15 protein-coding genes are annotated in these 17,463 nt (G+C 45.7%); 8 read left to right on the forward strand and 7 right to left on the reverse strand.

Annotated elements, in window-relative coordinates:
* The first annotated feature begins 10 nt into the window (after window positions 1–10).
* Both NST56_RS01375 and NST56_RS01380 read left to right on the forward strand, forming a co-directional pair.
* Entirely contained in the window at window positions 11–892 is an 882-nt protein-coding gene (locus NST56_RS01375; protein ID WP_268506197.1) for an AraC family transcriptional regulator, read from the forward strand.
* A gap of 214 nt (window positions 893–1,106) precedes the next feature.
* A complete protein-coding gene (locus tag NST56_RS01380; protein WP_010332869.1) occupies window positions 1,107–2,075 on the forward strand; it encodes a rhodanese-related sulfurtransferase in 969 nt (322 codons plus the stop codon).
* 38 nt (window positions 2,076–2,113) lie between these two features.
* Here NST56_RS01380 and gltP read toward each other — a convergent pair whose 3' ends face one another.
* The 3 genes from gltP to nagB all read right to left on the reverse strand — a co-directional run bounded on the left by gltP (window position 2,114) and on the right by nagB (window position 6,164).
* A complete protein-coding gene (gene gltP / locus NST56_RS01385) occupies window positions 2,114–3,358 on the reverse strand; it encodes a glutamate-aspartate/proton symporter GltP (RefSeq protein WP_101860214.1) in 1,245 nt (414 codons plus the stop codon).
* Between the two features lie 139 nt (window positions 3,359–3,497).
* Window positions 3,498–5,393: a glucose-specific PTS transporter subunit IIBC gene (ptsG, locus tag NST56_RS01390; RefSeq protein WP_339179447.1), complete on the reverse strand. Its 1,896-nt coding sequence runs from the start codon at window positions 5,391–5,393 to the stop codon at window positions 3,498–3,500.
* A gap of 12 nt (window positions 5,394–5,405) precedes the next feature.
* Complete coding sequence (nagB, locus tag NST56_RS01395) at window positions 5,406–6,164, reverse strand: glucosamine-6-phosphate deaminase (RefSeq protein ID WP_229149612.1); 759 nt, start codon at window positions 6,162–6,164, stop codon at window positions 5,406–5,408.
* Window positions 6,165–6,382: 218 nt separating this feature from the next.
* Here nagB and gamR point away from each other — a divergent pair, with 218 nt between their 5' ends.
* The 3 genes from gamR to NST56_RS01410 all read left to right on the forward strand — a co-directional run bounded on the left by gamR (window position 6,383) and on the right by NST56_RS01410 (window position 8,729).
* Window positions 6,383–7,090 (forward strand): transcriptional regulator GamR, encoded by a 708-nt coding sequence (gene gamR, locus NST56_RS01400; RefSeq protein ID WP_010332873.1) that lies wholly within the window; start codon window positions 6,383–6,385, stop codon window positions 7,088–7,090.
* A 60-nt stretch (window positions 7,091–7,150) separates the two neighbouring features.
* Window positions 7,151–7,426 carry a DUF1648 domain-containing protein gene (locus tag NST56_RS01405; protein ID WP_168746841.1) on the forward strand — a complete coding sequence of 92 codons (276 nt, stop codon included), beginning with the start codon at window positions 7,151–7,153 and terminating at the stop codon, window positions 7,424–7,426.
* Between the two features lie 235 nt (window positions 7,427–7,661).
* Window positions 7,662–8,729 carry a branched-chain amino acid aminotransferase gene (locus NST56_RS01410; RefSeq protein ID WP_168746842.1) on the forward strand — a complete coding sequence of 356 codons (1,068 nt, stop codon included), beginning with the start codon at window positions 7,662–7,664 and terminating at the stop codon, window positions 8,727–8,729.
* 35 nt (window positions 8,730–8,764) lie between these two features.
* Here NST56_RS01410 and mmuP read toward each other — a convergent pair whose 3' ends face one another.
* From mmuP to NST56_RS01430, 4 genes are all read right to left on the reverse strand, one after another.
* Window positions 8,765–10,177 (reverse strand): S-methylmethionine permease, encoded by a 1,413-nt coding sequence (gene mmuP / locus NST56_RS01415; RefSeq protein ID WP_268506199.1) that lies wholly within the window; start codon window positions 10,175–10,177, stop codon window positions 8,765–8,767.
* 122 nt (window positions 10,178–10,299) lie between these two features.
* Entirely contained in the window at window positions 10,300–11,247 is a 948-nt protein-coding gene (mmuM, locus tag NST56_RS01420; RefSeq protein WP_339179454.1) for a homocysteine S-methyltransferase, read from the reverse strand.
* A 130-nt stretch (window positions 11,248–11,377) separates the two neighbouring features.
* Window positions 11,378–12,814 carry an alanine/glycine:cation symporter family protein gene (locus NST56_RS01425; protein ID WP_024120080.1) on the reverse strand — a complete coding sequence of 479 codons (1,437 nt, stop codon included), beginning with the start codon at window positions 12,812–12,814 and terminating at the stop codon, window positions 11,378–11,380.
* A gap of 21 nt (window positions 12,815–12,835) precedes the next feature.
* Complete coding sequence (locus tag NST56_RS01430) at window positions 12,836–13,819, reverse strand: glutaminase (protein WP_168746846.1); 984 nt, start codon at window positions 13,817–13,819, stop codon at window positions 12,836–12,838.
* Between the two features lie 301 nt (window positions 13,820–14,120).
* Here NST56_RS01430 and NST56_RS01435 point away from each other — a divergent pair, with 301 nt between their 5' ends.
* The 3 genes from NST56_RS01435 (at window position 14,121) to kdgD (ending at window position 17,446) form a co-directional block, all read left to right on the forward strand.
* Window positions 14,121–15,353, forward strand: a complete 1,233-nt coding sequence (locus NST56_RS01435) for a sensor histidine kinase (RefSeq protein ID WP_168749344.1) — start codon at window positions 14,121–14,123, stop codon at window positions 15,351–15,353.
* A 9-nt stretch (window positions 15,354–15,362) separates the two neighbouring features.
* A complete protein-coding gene (locus NST56_RS01440; protein WP_010332880.1) occupies window positions 15,363–16,307 on the forward strand; it encodes a DNA-binding domain-containing protein in 945 nt (314 codons plus the stop codon).
* Window positions 16,308–16,519: 212 nt separating this feature from the next.
* Entirely contained in the window at window positions 16,520–17,446 is a 927-nt protein-coding gene (gene kdgD, locus NST56_RS01445) for a 5-dehydro-4-deoxyglucarate dehydratase (protein ID WP_010332881.1), read from the forward strand.
* Window positions 17,447–17,463 lie beyond the last annotated feature (17 nt).

The following is a 17,463-nucleotide window of genomic DNA, read 5'->3' on the forward strand; positions in this document are numbered from 1 at the left end:
AAATTGTCCCATGTATTATGAAAAAGCTGTTCAGCAAACCATTGATTGGCTTGAATCACATTTGCATGAGCCGATATCTGGCAAGGATATTGTAAACGTTTCAGGCTTTTCTAAATTTCATTTTCATCGGATTTTTCAAAAAGAAATTGGCATGTCGGTTGTTTCTTATATTCGTTTAAGACGTCTTGCGAATGCAGCAGCTGCTTTGCTTTATACAGATGTTCGCATTATCGACATTGCCTTGCATTATCAGTTTGAATCTCAAGAGGCGTTTACCCGGGCCTTTAAAAAAATGTATCACATGCCGCCGGGAGCATACCGAACATTTATGAAACGTTTTACTGCAAAAAAGGAGGAATCTTGGATGGAGAAAAAAATGAGGGGTTGGGTATTAAGCGGCAGTCATCCATTTCAATTTGAAATGGGGGTTGATCGGGAAAATGTGCATCAGGGCAAGGCGTCGGGGTATTTAAAGTCAACAATGGTTCAGGAGGTCGGGGAATTTGCGACAATGATGCAGCAATTTAAGGCGGATCGTTATCTCGGGAAAAGATTGCGTTTATCTTGTTTTATCAAAACAAAAGGCGTAAAGCATTTCGCATCGCTTTGGATGCGGGTGGACAGTGCGGCTGAAGATGTTCTTCAATTTGATAATATGAGCAACAGACCAATAACAGGAACAACCAATTGGAATCATTACGCTATTGTATTAGATGTTCCTGAAAATAGTGCTGTCATTTCATTCGGCGTTCAGCTATCGGGACCAGGCCACGTGTGGATGGATCATGTTGTTTTTGAAGAGGTAGACGAGAGCGTTCCTTCAACAAATCTTGTAATGCCGGGAGAGCTTTTAGATGAGCCTATTAATTTATCGTTTGAGGAAGAATTATAAGTATAGTTATCTGAAAAATACATGGTGTATTTACTAGTAAATGAATGGAAAATACTATAGTTTTTCCGCGAACCCACTCGCTGCCTGGGTTTGTAAGAGTTTGGATATTTTTATCAGTCTAGGCGGATGTGTTCATCTTTGAGATGTTTTCCTGTATGATATAGTAAGAGTGTGCATAACAACTAACTATATCATTGAACAGGGTGTTTATATCATGGAAAAACAATACAGAGTATTACTTTACTATAAATATGTTCCGATTGAAGAGCCGGAGGTGTTTAGAGAGCAGCATCTGGCTTTTTGTAAGGAGCTTGGTTTGTTAGGCCGTATTCTTGTATCAGCTGAAGGGATTAACGGTACGGTATCAGGTACGTTTGAGCAGACTGAACAATATATGCAAGCGATGAAAGCTGATCCACGATTTGCGGATATGGTGTTCAAGATTGATGAAGAAGAAAATCATGCGTTCAAGAAAATGTTCGTCCGTCATAAAAAAGAGCTTGTGACGCTTCGCCTTGAGGATGATGTGGACCCGAATGAAACAACAGGAAAGCACTTGAAGCCTAAAGAATTCTTTGAAAAGATGCAGGATCCTGATACAGTCGTCCTCGATGCGCGTAATGATTATGAGTATGATCTCGGCCATTTTAGAGGAGCTGTCCGTCCTGATATCGAGGCGTTCCGTGAATTGCCAGAGTGGATCGAAGAAAATAAAGAGATGCTGGAAGGCAAAAAGATTTTGACATACTGCACGGGCGGCGTGCGCTGTGAAAAATTCTCAGGCTGGCTGATGAAGCAAGGCTTTGAAGATGTATCACAGCTTGACGGCGGAATCGTCACATACGGAAAAGATCCTGAGGTGCAAGGAAAGCTTTGGGACGGTCAATGCTACGTATTCGATGAAAGAATCAGCGTGCCGGTCAACCGTGTCGAGCATGTCATTGTCGGGAAAGATTACTTTACGGGTGAACCGTGTGAACGGTATGTCAACTGTGCAAATCCATCATGCAATAAGAAAATCATATGTACACCGGAAAATGAGTACAAATATATGCGCAGCTGCAGCCACGAATGCCGCACGAACCCAAGAAACTTATATGCACAAGAACACAATATGACGGCGGAAGAAGTTAGCGCCAGACTTGCAGCGATTGAAAAAGAAGAGCACGCTGCTGCTGAATAATATGGAAAGAACACCTCTTATGCAGAGGTGTTCTTTTTTTACATGCTTTCCGTTTGTCCGTTTGCGGCGGCCCATTCTTTTTGGCGGAAGGCCTTTTCCCATTTAGAAACCACGATGCAGGCGACCGCGTGTCCCGGCACATTCACACCAGTTCGGGCCATATCCATGATGCGGTCCACGCCCGCAATAATGGCGACGCCTTCAGCAGGCAGCCCCACAGCGTTTGCAGTCGCCAAAAGGACGACAAGGGAGCCTGACGGAACAGCGGCGATGCCTTTGCTGGTCATGACAAGCACAAGCATCATGAGAAGCTGCTGTGACAGCGTCATGTCTACATTGAAGGCCTGCGCCAAGAAAATACAGGAAACCGATAAGTATAGGCTTGATCCGTCACAATTCAGCGATAAGCCGGAGGGAACGACAAATGATACCACTCGTTTCGGACAGCCGTATTTCTCCATTCGATCCATAAGCTGAGGAAGAATGGTTTCGGTGCTGGTTGTGGAAAACGCAATCAGAAACAGATCCCATATCATTTTCAGCACTTCAAAATACTTAAAGTGAAAAATGAGACCAACAAGCGGAAAGAGGACAAAGAGGATCAGAAACAGACCAAGAAAAACAGTACCGACTAATTTAAACATGGGGAGGAGGAGTTCGATGCCATATTGGCCTACAGAGGCGGCCATCAAGGCAAGCACGCCGATAGGAGCGGTCACCATGACGATTTGCGTCAGTTTAAACATAATCTGAGCGACTGATTCAAAAAAATTCATCACTGGTTCAGAGGCTTTGCCGATACCAGCAGCGGCAACACCGAATAAAATCGCAAAGAAAATGACAGCGAGTAAATCATTTCTGGCCATGACATCAATAATGTTTGTCGGGATAATATCGAGGATCATTTGTTTGATATCCACGACTTTCTCTGTATAGCCGGAAAGCTCATGAATATCTTTTTTCGCTAAGTGAGAAAGATCCAGCCCGACACCTGGTTTTAAGACATTTGCCAATAAAAGTCCCAGGCCCAGCACCAAAGTGGTGATCACTTCAAACCAGATTATGGTCTTTACGCCGAGGCTGCCCATCTTTTTCATACTTCCGCTTCCAGCAGCTCCAATGACAATGGTAGAAAATACAATCGGCACGACAATCATTTTAATCAGGCGGATAAACCCGTCACCGACAGGCCTGAGTGCCATTCCGAAATCAGGAAAAAAGTGGCCGATCACAGCGCCGATAGCCAATGCGATTAAAATTTGAAACGCGATAAATTTTTTCAAATGAATCCCCCTTTAGAATGATATGATGAGGCTTATTCATACCATTCGTGAATCAAATGCAAACCCCTTTTTTAAAAATTTATTTTGACAGCGCTTTCATTATGTTGGCTAAAAAGTCCCCCGCATCAGGGGGACTTTTTTACTTCATGTTCATACGGTTCATCTCTTCCTCAGATACATTGGTGAAAATAATAGGCGTTATGGCGGAAGCGGCATGCTGCTTAATGTCATTCAAATCAAAGGTTAGAAGCAGTTCGCCTTGTTTGACGGTTTGGCCGCTCGTGACATGAGCTTCAAAGCCTTTACCGTTCAGCTTCACCGTATCAATGCCGACATGAATCAATATTTCCGTGCCGCCAGTGCTTGTAAAGCCAATGGCGTGCTTTGTCGGAAATATGGATACAATCTCGCCGTCAGCGGGGGCAACGACTTTTCCTTCTGTGGGATCAATCGCAAAACCCTCACCCATCATTTTTTCTGAAAACACTGGATCAGGCACGTCGGATAGGGAGAGTATTTCTCCCTGTACCGGATAGATAAAAGACTCTTCGGCAGGAGGCTCCTGCTGGGGCGGGGCTTCAGCATCAAGCGTCGCGGCGGTAGCCGGGACGCCTCCAGCCATAATTGTTTTGATATCGTCTTTTAAAGCATCTGACTTTGTGCCGAAAATCGCTTGGAAGTTGTTGTTCACTTCTAGCACACCTACCGCCCCAAGCTGTTTTAGTTCGTCCTTGTTCACTTGGCTTGGCTGATGAACGGTGACACGCAGCCTTGTAATACATGCGTCGAGGTTGGCGATATTTTGCTGGCCGCCCAGCGCCTGCAATACGTGGAAGGCGAGCTGGTCTTTTGAAACAGGAGATTTGGCTTCACTTTGGTCACCTTCATCTGCTTCACGGCCGGGTGTTTTCAGATTCCATTTCAAAATCGCATAACGGAACAAATAGTAATAAATGAAGGCGAAGACGACCCCGACAGGAATGACGACCCAGCCATTTGTCGAAAGCCCGTAATTCAGCACATAGTCAATTCCTCCGCCCGAGAAGGTGTAGCCGTGACGGACATGGAGTAGATCACACACGACAAAGATGACACCGGCAAGAATAGAGTTTATTAAATAAAGCACAGGCGCGACGAACAAGAAAGCAAATTCAACTGGCTCGGTAATTCCAGTGAGCATAGACGTAAGCGCTGCTGAAATCATGACGCCGGAAATCATTTTCTTTTTTTCGGGCCGCGCGGTATGGATGATGGCAAGCGCGATTGCCGGCAGACAGAAAATCATGTAAGGGAAATCCCCCATCATAAAACGTCCCGCAGTCGGGTCTCCTGCGAAGAACCTTGTCAGATCGCCGGTTACGGTATTGCCTGTTGATGGATCTGTGTATTCCCCCATCATAAAATAGAAAGGTGTATAAAAAATATGATGCAGTCCAAAAGGAATCAGTAAGCGATAGATTGTTGCATAAAAGAACAGGCCGACCGTTGAATCGGCAATTAAGCTGCTGGCGGCGTTTATTCCGTTCTGAATTAGCGGCCAAACAAATGAGAAAATAACGCCGATGACCAATGAGCTGACCGAAGTAATAATCGGGACAAATCGTTTTCCTGAGAAAAATCCAAGGACGGGATGCAGCTCTATTGATGAAAAACGCTTGTACAAAAATGCGGCAAGCAGCCCGATGATAATGCCGCCGAATACACCCATATCAATCAGATGCTCGGCCCCTTCATAAGGAGGCTGAAGGCCGAGTAATTTTCCCATGTTATCCAGGGTGACGGTTAAAATCAAGTATCCGATGACAGCGGCAAGTCCGGCCACTCCTTCGCCGCCAGCTAAACCAATCGCGACACCCACGGCGAAAATCAGCGGCAGGTTATCGAATACAACGCCGCCCGCATCCTTTATAATAGGAATGTTCAGTAAATCCTTGTCACCGAAACGGAGCAGCAGACCCGCTGCCGGGAGGACGGCAACCGGAGTCATCAAAGCGCGGCCAAGCTGTTGCAGAATTTGAAATGCCTTTTTAAACATAACAGTCTCCTTCTATTTGTTTGATAAGTATGATAAGTTCTTCAGTTTTTGAGCTGCTTTTGGATCGGCGATAACGGTAACGTGATTGTGTTGTTGAAGAATCGAGGCTGGTACCTCCGGTGTCACAGGGCCTTCAGCCATTTTTTGGATCGCGTCCGCTTTTTCCTCGCCATTTGCTAATAACACAATGTGTTTGCTGAATTCCATGATCGTTTTGATGCCCATTGAAACGGCAAGTCTCGGCACAAGGACAGGATCGCCGCCGAAAAATCTGGCATTTGCCTGTATCGTGCTTTCAGACAGCCTGACGATTCGTGTCCGCTCCTCAAAATCAGAGCCGGGTTCATTAAAACCAATATGGCCATTCGAGCCGATGCCAAGGATTTGCACATCAATGCCTCCCGCCTGGCGGATAAGCTCCTCATACACTTTGCACTCAGCCTCAAGCTGCGGGTTGTCTCCTTGCGGGATATGAATATGGTCAGGCTGAACATTGATATGCTGAAAAAGATGCTCGTGCATAAATTTGTTATAACTTTGTGGATGAGATGGAGAGAGGCCCGCGTATTCATCTAAATTAAATGTTATAACCTTTGAAAAATCAATTTCGCCTGCCTGATAGTCTGAAATCAGTTGCTTGTACAAGCCGACCGGCGTGCTTCCTGTTGCTAGGCCGAGAACGGCATCTTTCTTAGCCTGCACACATTCCTTAATAATGACAGCGCTTAACTTACAGAGATCTTCATAATGATCAGCAACGATGATCTTCATCTGACACCCCCTCAATGGAATAGACAAGCATCATATTTGTTATGATCAATTTATGATATTTGTCATTACGAATTTAGCACCGTTATCATAAAATTGTCAACGTTATTTTCTGAAAATTTGTTACAAAAGAGAATACAAATCTTTCAAAATAGGAAAGCAGATGGTATTATGGTTTCATTCAAAAAAGATCGGTTTACATACAGAATGGGGAGGATGAAATGGCAGCTTTATATTCTGTTATCAAATTTAAAATCATTGAATTAATCAAGTCGGGCAAGTATCAGGCGAATGATCAGCTGCCGACAGAGAGTGAGTTTTGCGAACAATATGATGTCAGCAGAACAACTGTAAGGCTGGCTTTGCAGCAGCTTGAGCTTGAAGGATATATTCAGAGAATCCAGGGAAAAGGAACTTTTGTATCGGCAGCTAAAATCCAAACGCCGATTCCGCATAAGATTACGAGTTTTGCAGAACAAATGAGGGGGCTGCGTTCTGAGTCAAAAGTGCTTGAACTTGTGGTGATCCCTGCTGACCATTCCATAGCCGAGCTGCTGAAAATGAAAGAGAATGAGCCTGTCAACAAGCTTGTCAGAGTCAGATACGCCGAGGGTGAACCTTTGCAATACCATACCTCATATATACCTTGGAAAGCGGCACCGGGATTGGTGCAGGAAGAGTGCACCGGATCTCTGTTTGAATTATTAAGAACAAAATACAATATCGAAATCAGCAGGGGTACGGAATCGATAGAACCGATTTTAACGGATGAAACGATCAGCGGACACCTGTTAACCAATGTTGGAGCGCCTGCGTTTTTATCGGAATCCCTCACCTATGATAAAAATGAAGAAGTAGTAGAATATGCTCAAATTATTACAAGAGGAGACCGAACGAAATTCACCGTAGAACAGTCATATCAATCGTAAAGCAATGGGAGATAAAGAACGTTTTATTGTTTTAGGAATGTGATGAGGAGGAATGGTTCTATGTTTCTATTGATGAATGAAAAAGTGGTGTGGGGGTCTGTCATTGCGGCTGTCATACTCTCTATGGTCTTTTATCCATTTCTTCCGGCAGATATGCCGATTCATTATGATGCAACGAACAGCCCGGATTCGACGGTCAATAAGCTGGCTGGAACAGCGATCTTGCCGGCCTTGATGATTGTTTTTGCATTGGCGCGGAAGGTCAACTGGCAGTTAGGGATCGCGGTTTATATTCTGCTGATTTGTCATGCTGTCATTTTGTTTTTAGCAGTTTAACCAAAACAGCCGGAAAAATCTCTGGCTGTTTTTTCTTTAACTTCACCTTCATCTTACACGAAATGTAGTGTATAATAGCCGAAGACGATAGAGAATATTCTGACATTTATAATTGAGCCCTCTTATACCATATGAGAACGGAAAACCGCCTGTAAAAAAAGAATGGCATTACCGATCTGCAGCTCAAAATTGACAGAAAATTTAAACAAATTAATCTGGAAAGGTGTGCTTATCAGTGAACAAGCTTATTGAACGAGAGAAAATCACATCAAAGAAGGAAAAACCAGACCCATCATCCTTAGGGTTCGGCAAATATTTTACAGATTATATGTTTGTGATGGATTATGAGGAGGAAAAGGGCTGGCATCATCCTAGACTTACTCCTTATGCACCGATTATGCTCGATCCGTCTTCTTCTGTTTTTCATTACGGCCAGGCTGTCTTTGAAGGCTTGAAGGCATACAGAACTGAAGATGGCAGGGTGCTGCTGTTCAGGCCGGAGCAAAATATCAAAAGGCTGAACAGATCATGTCAGCGAATGAGTATGCCTCCTCTAGACGAGGAGCTGGTGCTGGAGGCACTGACGCAATTGGTCGAGCTGGAAAAAGAGTGGGTCCCGAGGGAAAAGGGAACGTCGCTGTATATTCGTCCGTTTGTTATTGCCACTGAACCGAGTCTCGGTGTAAAGGCGTCAAAAAACTATACATTTATGATCGTGCTTTCGCCTGTCGGCTCTTACTATGGCGATCAGCTGCAACCGATTAACATCTATGTGGAAGATGAGTTTGTGCGGGCAGTCAATGGCGGAGTCGGAAATGCCAAGACGTCAGGAAATTACGCGGCGAGTCTTCAGGCGCAGCAGAAGGCGAATGAATTAGGCTATGATCAGGTGCTGTGGCTGGATGCCATTGAAAAGAAATACGCGGAAGAGGTAGGGAGCATGAATATCTTTTTCGTCATAAATGGAGAGGTTGTGACTCCTGCATTAAGCGGAAGCATTTTGAGCGGGATTACACGAGCTTCTGCTATTGAGCTGATCCGAAGCTGGGGCATCCCGGTCCGGGAAGAAAAGATATCGATCGATGATATTTATGCAGCCTCCGCACGAGGGGAATTGACAGAGGTATTCGGCACAGGTACGGCTGCAGTTGTTACGCCTGTCGGCGAACTCAATATCCATGGAAGAACGGTGATTGTGAACGACAGGCAAATAGGAGAAATTTCAAAAAAGCTGTATCAAACGATAACCGACATTCAGCTTGGAAAAGTGAAAGATCCGTTTCATTGGACAGTGGAAGTATGAGGATAGAAAAAGAACCTGCCTTGGGGCAGGTTCTTTTATTTTGAATGGGTCATATCGGCGGCCGGACGGCTTTTGCGGTTTTTCGTGTAATACACCGCATAGCAGATGGCCATAAACGGCACACCGCAATATAACGCGATTCTTTGATTCGGATCAAAGGCAATGCCAATTACGGATGCCAGACATAAAAGAAATGCGGCAATCGGCACAAATGGGTACCAAGGCGTACGGTATTTCAAATCCGTGACCTTGTTTCCCGCTTCCAGATAACGTTTTCTGAACATGAATTGAGAAGCGGCGATGCCCATCCAAACGACAACGACGGCAAAGCCGGAAATCGATACGAGTATAACGTACACCGTGTCTGGCGCAAATACGCTGGACAGTAATGACAGGATGCCGCCGATCATGCTGAACACCAGCGCGTTTAGCGGAATTCCCTTTGATGTCAGCTTTGCAAATGTTGGGTGAAGCGTCTGTTCTTTTGACAGTGACCAAAGCATACGGGACGATGCGTAAAGTCCGGAATTAGCGGCTGACAGGATGGCTGTCAGAATGACAAAGTTCATGATGTCAGCTGCGTACGGTACACCGACTCTGTCAAAGACTGCAACAAATGGGCTTTTGATAACGCCCGCTTCTTGAATCGGAATCAGCCCTGAGAGTACAAAAATGGTTCCGATAAAGAAGAGTGAGAGACGCCAGACCGTTGTTTTAATCGCTTTTGGTATGGTCTTGTCGGGATCGACGCTTTCTCCCGCGGCAATTCCGATCAGCTCAGTTCCTGAGAAGGCAAAGTTGACAGACAGCATGGTCATGAAAATGGGGACAAATCCATTCGGAAAGAGCCCGCCTTCCGCTGTGAAGTTTGACAGCATCGGAGCAGCGCCCCCGTCTTTGATCGGGATGATGCCGAACATTGCGGAGCCGCCTAAAAGAATAAATAATACGATGGCTAATACTTTAATGCTGGAAAACCAAAACTCTGATTCAGCGAAAAACTTGACCGAAAACGCGTTCAGCAGGAAAATCAACAAAGCAAAAACGGCGCTCCACATCCAAACAGACGTATCGGGGAACCAGCGCTGCATTAACAGGCCTGCCGCTGTGAATTCAGATCCCAATGCAACGGCCCATGTGAGCCAGTACAGCCAAGCGACCGTAAAACCTGTGCCCGGTCCTATGTATGTTGCTGCATAGGTATGAAACGCGCCTGTCACTGGCATGGCTACAGACAATTCGCCAAGGCACAGCATGACCAAATAGACAATTCCCGCGCCGACTAAGTACGCAAGTATGGTTCCGGCAGGGCCTGCCTGCTGAATGGTATAGCCTGAGCTTAAGAACAGACCGGTTCCAATGACGCCTCCTAATGAAAGCATAAAGAGGTGTCTGCTTTTCATACTTCTCTGAAAGTTTGTCTCATTCTTGTTGTGAGCGGGTTTCATCTTTTTCCAACTTTCTATACGGCGATTTGATGTCTTCCTAATAAAAAATCTCATGTCAGCGGGGGACACGAGATTCCGGCAAGCCGGCTTTTAAGTTAGAATATACAAACAATTCCGATAAGTCAAGTGGTTTTTAAAGTCCGGGCCCAGCCGGCGATTTCTTTAATATCCTCCGGTTTTGTCCGGCAGCAGCCGCCGATCAGCTTTGCTCCGTTTTCAAACCAGAGGCGCGCGCTTTGTCCGTAAGGCTCGCCGCATGCTGCGCCGTTCCACGTTTTGGTGTCCGGATCATACTGTTCGCCTGAATTCGGATAGACGATAATCGGTTTAGATGTGTTCTTCTTTAGCTCAGCTATTAATGAAGAGATATGCTGAAGCGGAGTGCAGTTGATGCCGACCGCCGCCGCTTGGCTGTGCTGATCAAGCCATGACGCGCAGTCAGCGGCAGGGGTTCCGTCACTGATATGCAGACCGTCTTTTGCGCTGAAGCTGAACCACGCATATGTGTCAGGAAATTCTTTCAGCAAGCGGACAATTGCTTTTGCCTCAGTGAGACATGGAATCGTTTCGCATGCCAAAACATCCGCACCGGCGTCAATCAGGGCTTTCATGCGGGGGCGGTGAAATTCAGCCAGCTCATCCTCAGAGATTCCGTAGTTTCCTCGATACTCGGAGCCATCCGCAAGATAGGCGCCATACGGCCCGACAGAGGCCGCAACGATCGGTTTTGGCCGATTCAAACGGTTTTCTTTCTGTGCCCAAAATTCATCACGGGCTTCGGCCGCGATGCTGACGGACATCTGGATAAGCCGGCGGGCTTCCGCTTCGCTGAGCCCGCGTGCGGCGAAGCCTTCAAACGTAGACTGATAGCTGGCGGTGATCGCACAGTCGGCGCCTGCAGCGAAGTAATCGGCATGAACTTGTTTGATCAGCTCCGGCCGCTCCATCAGGATTTTTGCCGACCAAAGACTGTCATTCAAGTCGCAGCCTTTACGTTCAAGCTCGGTTGCCATCGCGCCGTCTAACACGATAAGCGGGTATGTATCTAATAGATGCTGAATTGGATTCATAGGCTGTTCTGATCCTTCTTTCTGATTTTTTGAAAAGATATGAAAATGGTAAAGGACGTCTTAACGTTTGTCAATCAAACGAATGATAAAGGTGTTCAGATTCCATTGATCTGAACACCTTCTGCATGCATTACGATATTTGTTTGTTATGAGGATCAGCAGAAGTTTCTGAAAGCTCCCAGCATTCAATCCGCTCATGATCTTTTATGACATCTTTATAAAAAACAGGGTCTTTGCCCGCTTTTTTCTGCCGGGTATAGTCCTGGAGAGCCGCAAAAACCACCTTCGATAATAAGAAAATGGCGATTAAGTTGACGACGACCATCAAGCCCATAAACAAATCAGCCAAATCCCATACAAGCTGCACCTTGGCCACACAGCCAAACACGATCATTGCAAGCACGCCGATGCGATAGACGAATATCAGTTTTTTGCTTTTGTTCAAAAAGCCGATATTGGTTTCGCCGTAATAATAGTTGCCGATCAAGGCACAGAATCCGAATAAGAGGATCAGGATGGCGAGAAAGCCTGATGCCCATGGTCCGATATGGGAGCTGAGAGAGGCTTGAGTTAAGGCGATTCCGCTCAGTCCCGGGGTATGATAGGCGTCTGAAAACAGGATGATAAAGGCCGTGCTTGTACAAATGACTAGCGTATCAGTAAGCACACCAAATGCCTGGATCAGCCCTTGTTTTACAGGATGGCTTGTCGTCGCGGTGGCAGCGGCATTTGGTGCGCTTCCCATTCCCGCTTCGTTTGAAAAAATCCCCCGTCTGACACCCTGCATTAAAGCCGCTCCCAAAGCGCCGCCGGCCGCCTGGTCAAATCCAAACGCGTTTTTGACAATTAGCGCAAAAACGGCAGGTAGCTGGGTGATGTTTGTGAGAATCACGAAAAAAGCGACTCCGATATACAGGACAGCCAAAACAACAACAATATATTCAGCCAGTTTTGCGATGCGTTTGACTCCGCCAAAGATAATCGTTCCAAACACAGCAATTAAGATGAGTCCAAGTGTCAGGCGGTTTGTGCCGAACGCGTTTTCAAACGCGAGACTGACCGTATTTGATTGAACCGAGTTAAAGACGATACCGAACGACAGCGTGATTAAAACGGCGAACAAGGCGCCCATCCATCTTTTGTTCAGTCCTTTTTCCATATAATAAGCAGGACCGCCACGGAAGCCGTTTGCATCTTTCACCTTATAAATTTGAGCCAGTGTACTTTCGACAAAGCTTGACGCTGACCCGATAATGGCAATAATCCACATCCAGAAAATCGCACCGGGCCCGCCCAGCGCAATCGCAATGGCAATACCCGTAATGTTTCCGGTGCCGACACGAGCTGCCATGCTGATACAAAACGCTTGAAACGGAGAGATGCTGTTTTTAGAGCGGGATGCAGCGCCTTCCTTTAACACCCTGACCATTTCCTTCAGCATGCGAACCTGTAAAAATTTAAGCCTGAACGTAAAATAGATTCCCAGAGAAAGAAGCAATACAATTAATAGCTTTGACCACAAAAAATCATTTGCGAAACCGACGATATGTTCCAGGAATTGCTGCATACAATCACCTCGTTTTTTATTTTAAAAAATGCTGAGTTCCCACTCCTGTGCGATGTGCTTCAGCAGCATGCCGCCAGTCAGGCTGTTGCCGTATTCATCAATGGCAGGCCCGTAAATGCCGATGCCGCATCCGTTTTGGAAAGGCTGCTCTCTCCTGGCGCTTGGGGGAACCAGCGCCATGATGCCGCCAGAGACACCGCTTTTGGCCGGCACCCCGACAAATGCCGCATATTTGCCGGAGGCATTATACATACCGCATGTCAGCATTAAAGCCTTGGCGAGCTTTGCTACATCTTTCGGGATCACCTGCTGGCGGTGAATCGGGTGATAACCGTCATGAGCAAGGATCAGGCCGATCAATGCAATGTCTTCTGTCGTGCCTTCCATGGCGCATTGCTTCAGGTACACCTCGAGCGTTTCTTCCACATCGGCTTCTAAAAAGTTTGTCTCTTTTAAGTAGTAGGCCAGTGCCCTGTTGCGGTGGGCGGTTTCCCATTCAGACCGGAAAACTTCCTCATGTATTCTGGGCCGTTTCCCTATTAATGTTTCAATGACAGAATACAGATACTCCAGCCTATCGCGGGCTGTCTCTCCCGGAAGAAGCGAGGCGATGGTAATGGCACCCGCGTTAATCATGGGGTTAAACGGTTTTCCGGGCTTGTGCATTTCGAGACGGATGATGGAATTAAAGGCGTCACCTGTCGGCTCGACATCGACGCGGTCAAGCACATAGGGAATGCCGCGGCTCATACACGCAGCGATAAAGCTGATGACTTTTGAAATGCTTTGCAGGGTAAAAGGGACGTTCCAATCGCCGGCATGTATCATTGCTCCATTAGGCTCCAATATACAAATGCCGAGCTGTGAGTCATTGACATTTCCTAACGCGGGGATATAATTTGCGCTTTGTCCATTGGCGGCAAAGGGGCGGTAATGTTCTACCCATTCATACAGCTGCGACGCCAGGTTCTTTTCTTCCGGGCGTTCTTTTATCAGTTCTTTCATCAAATTCCTCCTATCTGTTTTAGCTATTTGGGACTGAGGCGGAGTATAATCGAAGACAGACGAGGCGTTAAACGCTTTCATGAGTGCGGAAAGGTATCATAACTGTATAATAGAGACTACAGAATCATACAAAATACGACAAAAAATTTTCGAAAATAAGCCGTTGGTTTTATAAAAAGCTTACATACTGGGTCGAAAGAAATTTGCAGGTTTTTTGTCCTTTCCTCAAAATAAAAATGAGGATGTGATCATAATTAAACTGGAACGTTTTTTTGAGAAAGACGCATATATACTGGCGCTCATGCTGATTACTGTGCCGCTTGCAGGCGAACTGAAATTTTATCCCCTCAATGAAGAGTTCCGAATCAGCTTCGGCGCGCCGGCTTTTTTCTTTTTCTTAGTGCTGCTGCGGCATGTGTCCGCTGTATTGCCGGGGTTTTTGACTGGAACATCGGTTTTCGTATTTCGTGTCTTATTGGAATTATGGGACGGAAGACACGCTGGACTGATTCCAATCCTGTATGATCAAGCGTCAGGCTTTTTCTTTTACATGACGTTTGCATGTCTGTTTTATGTGTTGCGGGCGAACCGCTATCGTGATCGGCCGGTTATGCTCGGTTTTTACGGATTTATGATTGAAATTGCTTCCGATAGCGTCGAGCTGGTTGTTCAGTTTCTTATTTTTCATACAGTGGTGACGCCTGAGAAAATAACGGATATCGCGGTCGTTGCGATTTCTCATACATTTATTGTGATCAGCTTTTTTAACGTGCTGAAACTGTATGAAACGCAGTCCAGAGAAAAGCAGACAAGGCGGCAAAATGAGCACATGCTGATGATCGTGTCGAATTTATATGAAGAAACAGTGCATTTAAAAAAGACGCTGAAAACGACAGAGCATGTGACAAACGAATCCTATCAGCTCTACCGGGAAGTAAAGGGCAAGGACGATCAGCTCGGCGGCAGGATCTTAAGGCTGGCCGGGGAAATTCATGAAGTGAAAAAGGACAACCAGAGGATATTCGCCGGGCTTTCGAAACTGATTTCCAATGAAAGTTTTAAAGATTATATGAATGCCTCTGACCTTTTCCGGCTTGTTATTCGAATGAATGAAAAGTACGCTGAATCATTGGGCAAACAGATCAATTTTCATTGTTCAATAGAGGGGGAGCACGATGATTATCATGTATTTATCGTTCTTTCTATCATTAATAATTTGACGGCAAACGCAGTTGAGGCAATGGGGGATGAGGGAACGGTCAGCCTGAGGCTCCGAAAGCCAGATGAGAGTATGATAGAATTTCAGGTGGAAGACAATGGTCCCGGCATTTCGGAGAAAATAGGAGATATTGTGTTTGATCCGGGCTTTACCTCAACGTATGACGAGTTTGGCACACCTTCAACCGGAATTGGGCTTTCCTACGTCAAGGAAATCGTGACAGAGCTTGAGGGAAACATTAAGTTTCACAACCAGCAGCAAGGAGTGGTCTTTACCATCAGGCTGCCTGCCAGGCATTTGATTCAGAAAGGATGAACAGATAATATGCGTTTTTTTATCGCTGATGATGACCGTGCGGTACGGTCAATTTTAAGGCAGATCATAGAGGATGAGGATCTTGGAGAGGCTGCGGGTGAAGCGGAAGACGGAAGCCAAGTGGAAGGGCATATATTGCAATTTAAGCAGATTGATATTTTATTAATCGATTTATTAATGCCCGGGCGGGACGGAATTGAGACCATACGCCGAATCAAGGACTATTATTCTGGGAAAATCGTGATGATCTCACAAGTGGAAGCTAAAGAAATGGTCGGAGAAGCGTATTCTCTCGGCATTGAATATTTTATTCATAAACCGATAAACCGTATTGAAATTGTAACTGTTCTGCAAAAGGTGAAGGAACGGATTCAGCTTGAAAACTCGATCGGAGATATCCAAAACTCTTTAAGCCGGCTGGTCAACCGAACCGAACGAAAAGCACGGTCTCAGTATAAAAATGACAACAGCTTAAAAGAAGCGGGAACATTCTTGCTATCCGAGCTCGGCATGATGGGTGAAGGCGGCGCTCATGATATGATGGCGGTCCTTCAGTATTTAGCTGAGCATGAACAATCTGAGCCTTACGAAAAAAATATCCCTTCTTTAAAACAAATTTTCACACAAGTAGCGGAACGAAAGCTTGGAGCTGCGGCATCACAAACGGAAATCAATCGTGAAATGAAAGCCTCGGAACAGCGAATCCGCAGGGCCATCATTCATTCGCTGGACCATTTTGCCTCATTGGGCACAACTGATTTTTCGAACCCTAAATTCGAAACCTACGCATCAAAATTCTTTGATTTCCCGGTCGTCAGCCAAAAAATGAAAGAAATTCAATCCAAAGATGCGAAACCCCTCGCCCCTGCCAGAGTGAATATGAAAAAATTTATCCACGTATTTTTTTTAGAAGCGAAGCTTTTGAACGAAACGATGAAAGAAAGAAGTATGTGAAAAAACAGCCGGATACCAACGGCTGTTTTTTTATGCGGAAAACGCGGCTTTCTGACTTTTTTATGAAGAGTCAGAAAATAAAGTTATTGACTTATTGTTTATTTGTCTTACAATAAAACAAAAGGATATACGGGAAGGAGAGGATATGCAGCCGCACATTTTTAAAGCGCTTTCAAATGAGCTGTTTACACAAATGACAGGAGGTTTTGTACATGAGCCGTATAAGAAAAGCACCTGAAGGGATTTTAGGTTTTCCGGTTGCGCCTTTTAATACACAAGGAAAGCTGGAGGAAGAAGCTCTGTTTCAAAATATCGAGTTTTTGCTGGAAGAAGGCTTGGAAGCGATTTTTATCGCCTGTGGGTCAGGGGAGTTTCAGTCCCTTAGCCAGAAAGAATACGAAAACATGGTTGAAGTCGCGGTTTCGGCTGCGGGAGGAAAGGTCCCGGTCTATACGGGCGTGGGCGGCAATCTCAGCACCGCGCTTGATTGGGCACGCATATCGGAGAAAAAAGGCGCTGACGGCTATTTGATCCTTCCTCCGTATTTGGTGCATGGCGAACAGGAGGGGCTGTATCAGTACGCCAAAACGATTATTGAAAGCACAGACTTGAATGCCATTTTATATCAGCGCGACAATGCCGTATTTTCTCTTGAACAGATCAAGCGGCTGACGGAGCTTGAACAGCTTGTTGGTGTGAAAGACGGAGTGGGGAACATGGATTTGAATATCAACCTCGCCTATACAATCGGTGACCGCTTGGGATGGCTTAACGGAATGCCGATGGCTGAAGTGACGATGCCGTCCTACCTGCCAATCGGTTTTTACTCATATTCTTCAGCCATTTCGAATTATATTCCGCATATTTCCCGGATGTTCTATGAAGCTTTGAAAAACGGAAACAACGATGCAGTGAAGGAACTCTATCAGCATGTCATTCTGCCGATCAACGATATTCGGAAGCAGCGGAAAGGGTACGCGGTATCCTTGATCAAAGCCGGTATGGAGATTATGGGGATGAATGTGAGAAATACAGCCAGACCGCCTGTCGGGCCGGTTGAAAAAGAACATTATCAGCAATTAGAAGCCATTTTAAAGCAAGCGGCGGATCGTTTCCCGAAGAAGGCCGCGACGGTTTGACGAACATAAAAACCTGA

The organism is Bacillus sp. FSL R5-0560 (assembly GCF_037966305.1).
In the GTDB taxonomy this organism is placed as follows: Bacteria; Bacillota; Bacilli; order Bacillales; family Bacillaceae; genus Bacillus; species Bacillus mojavensis.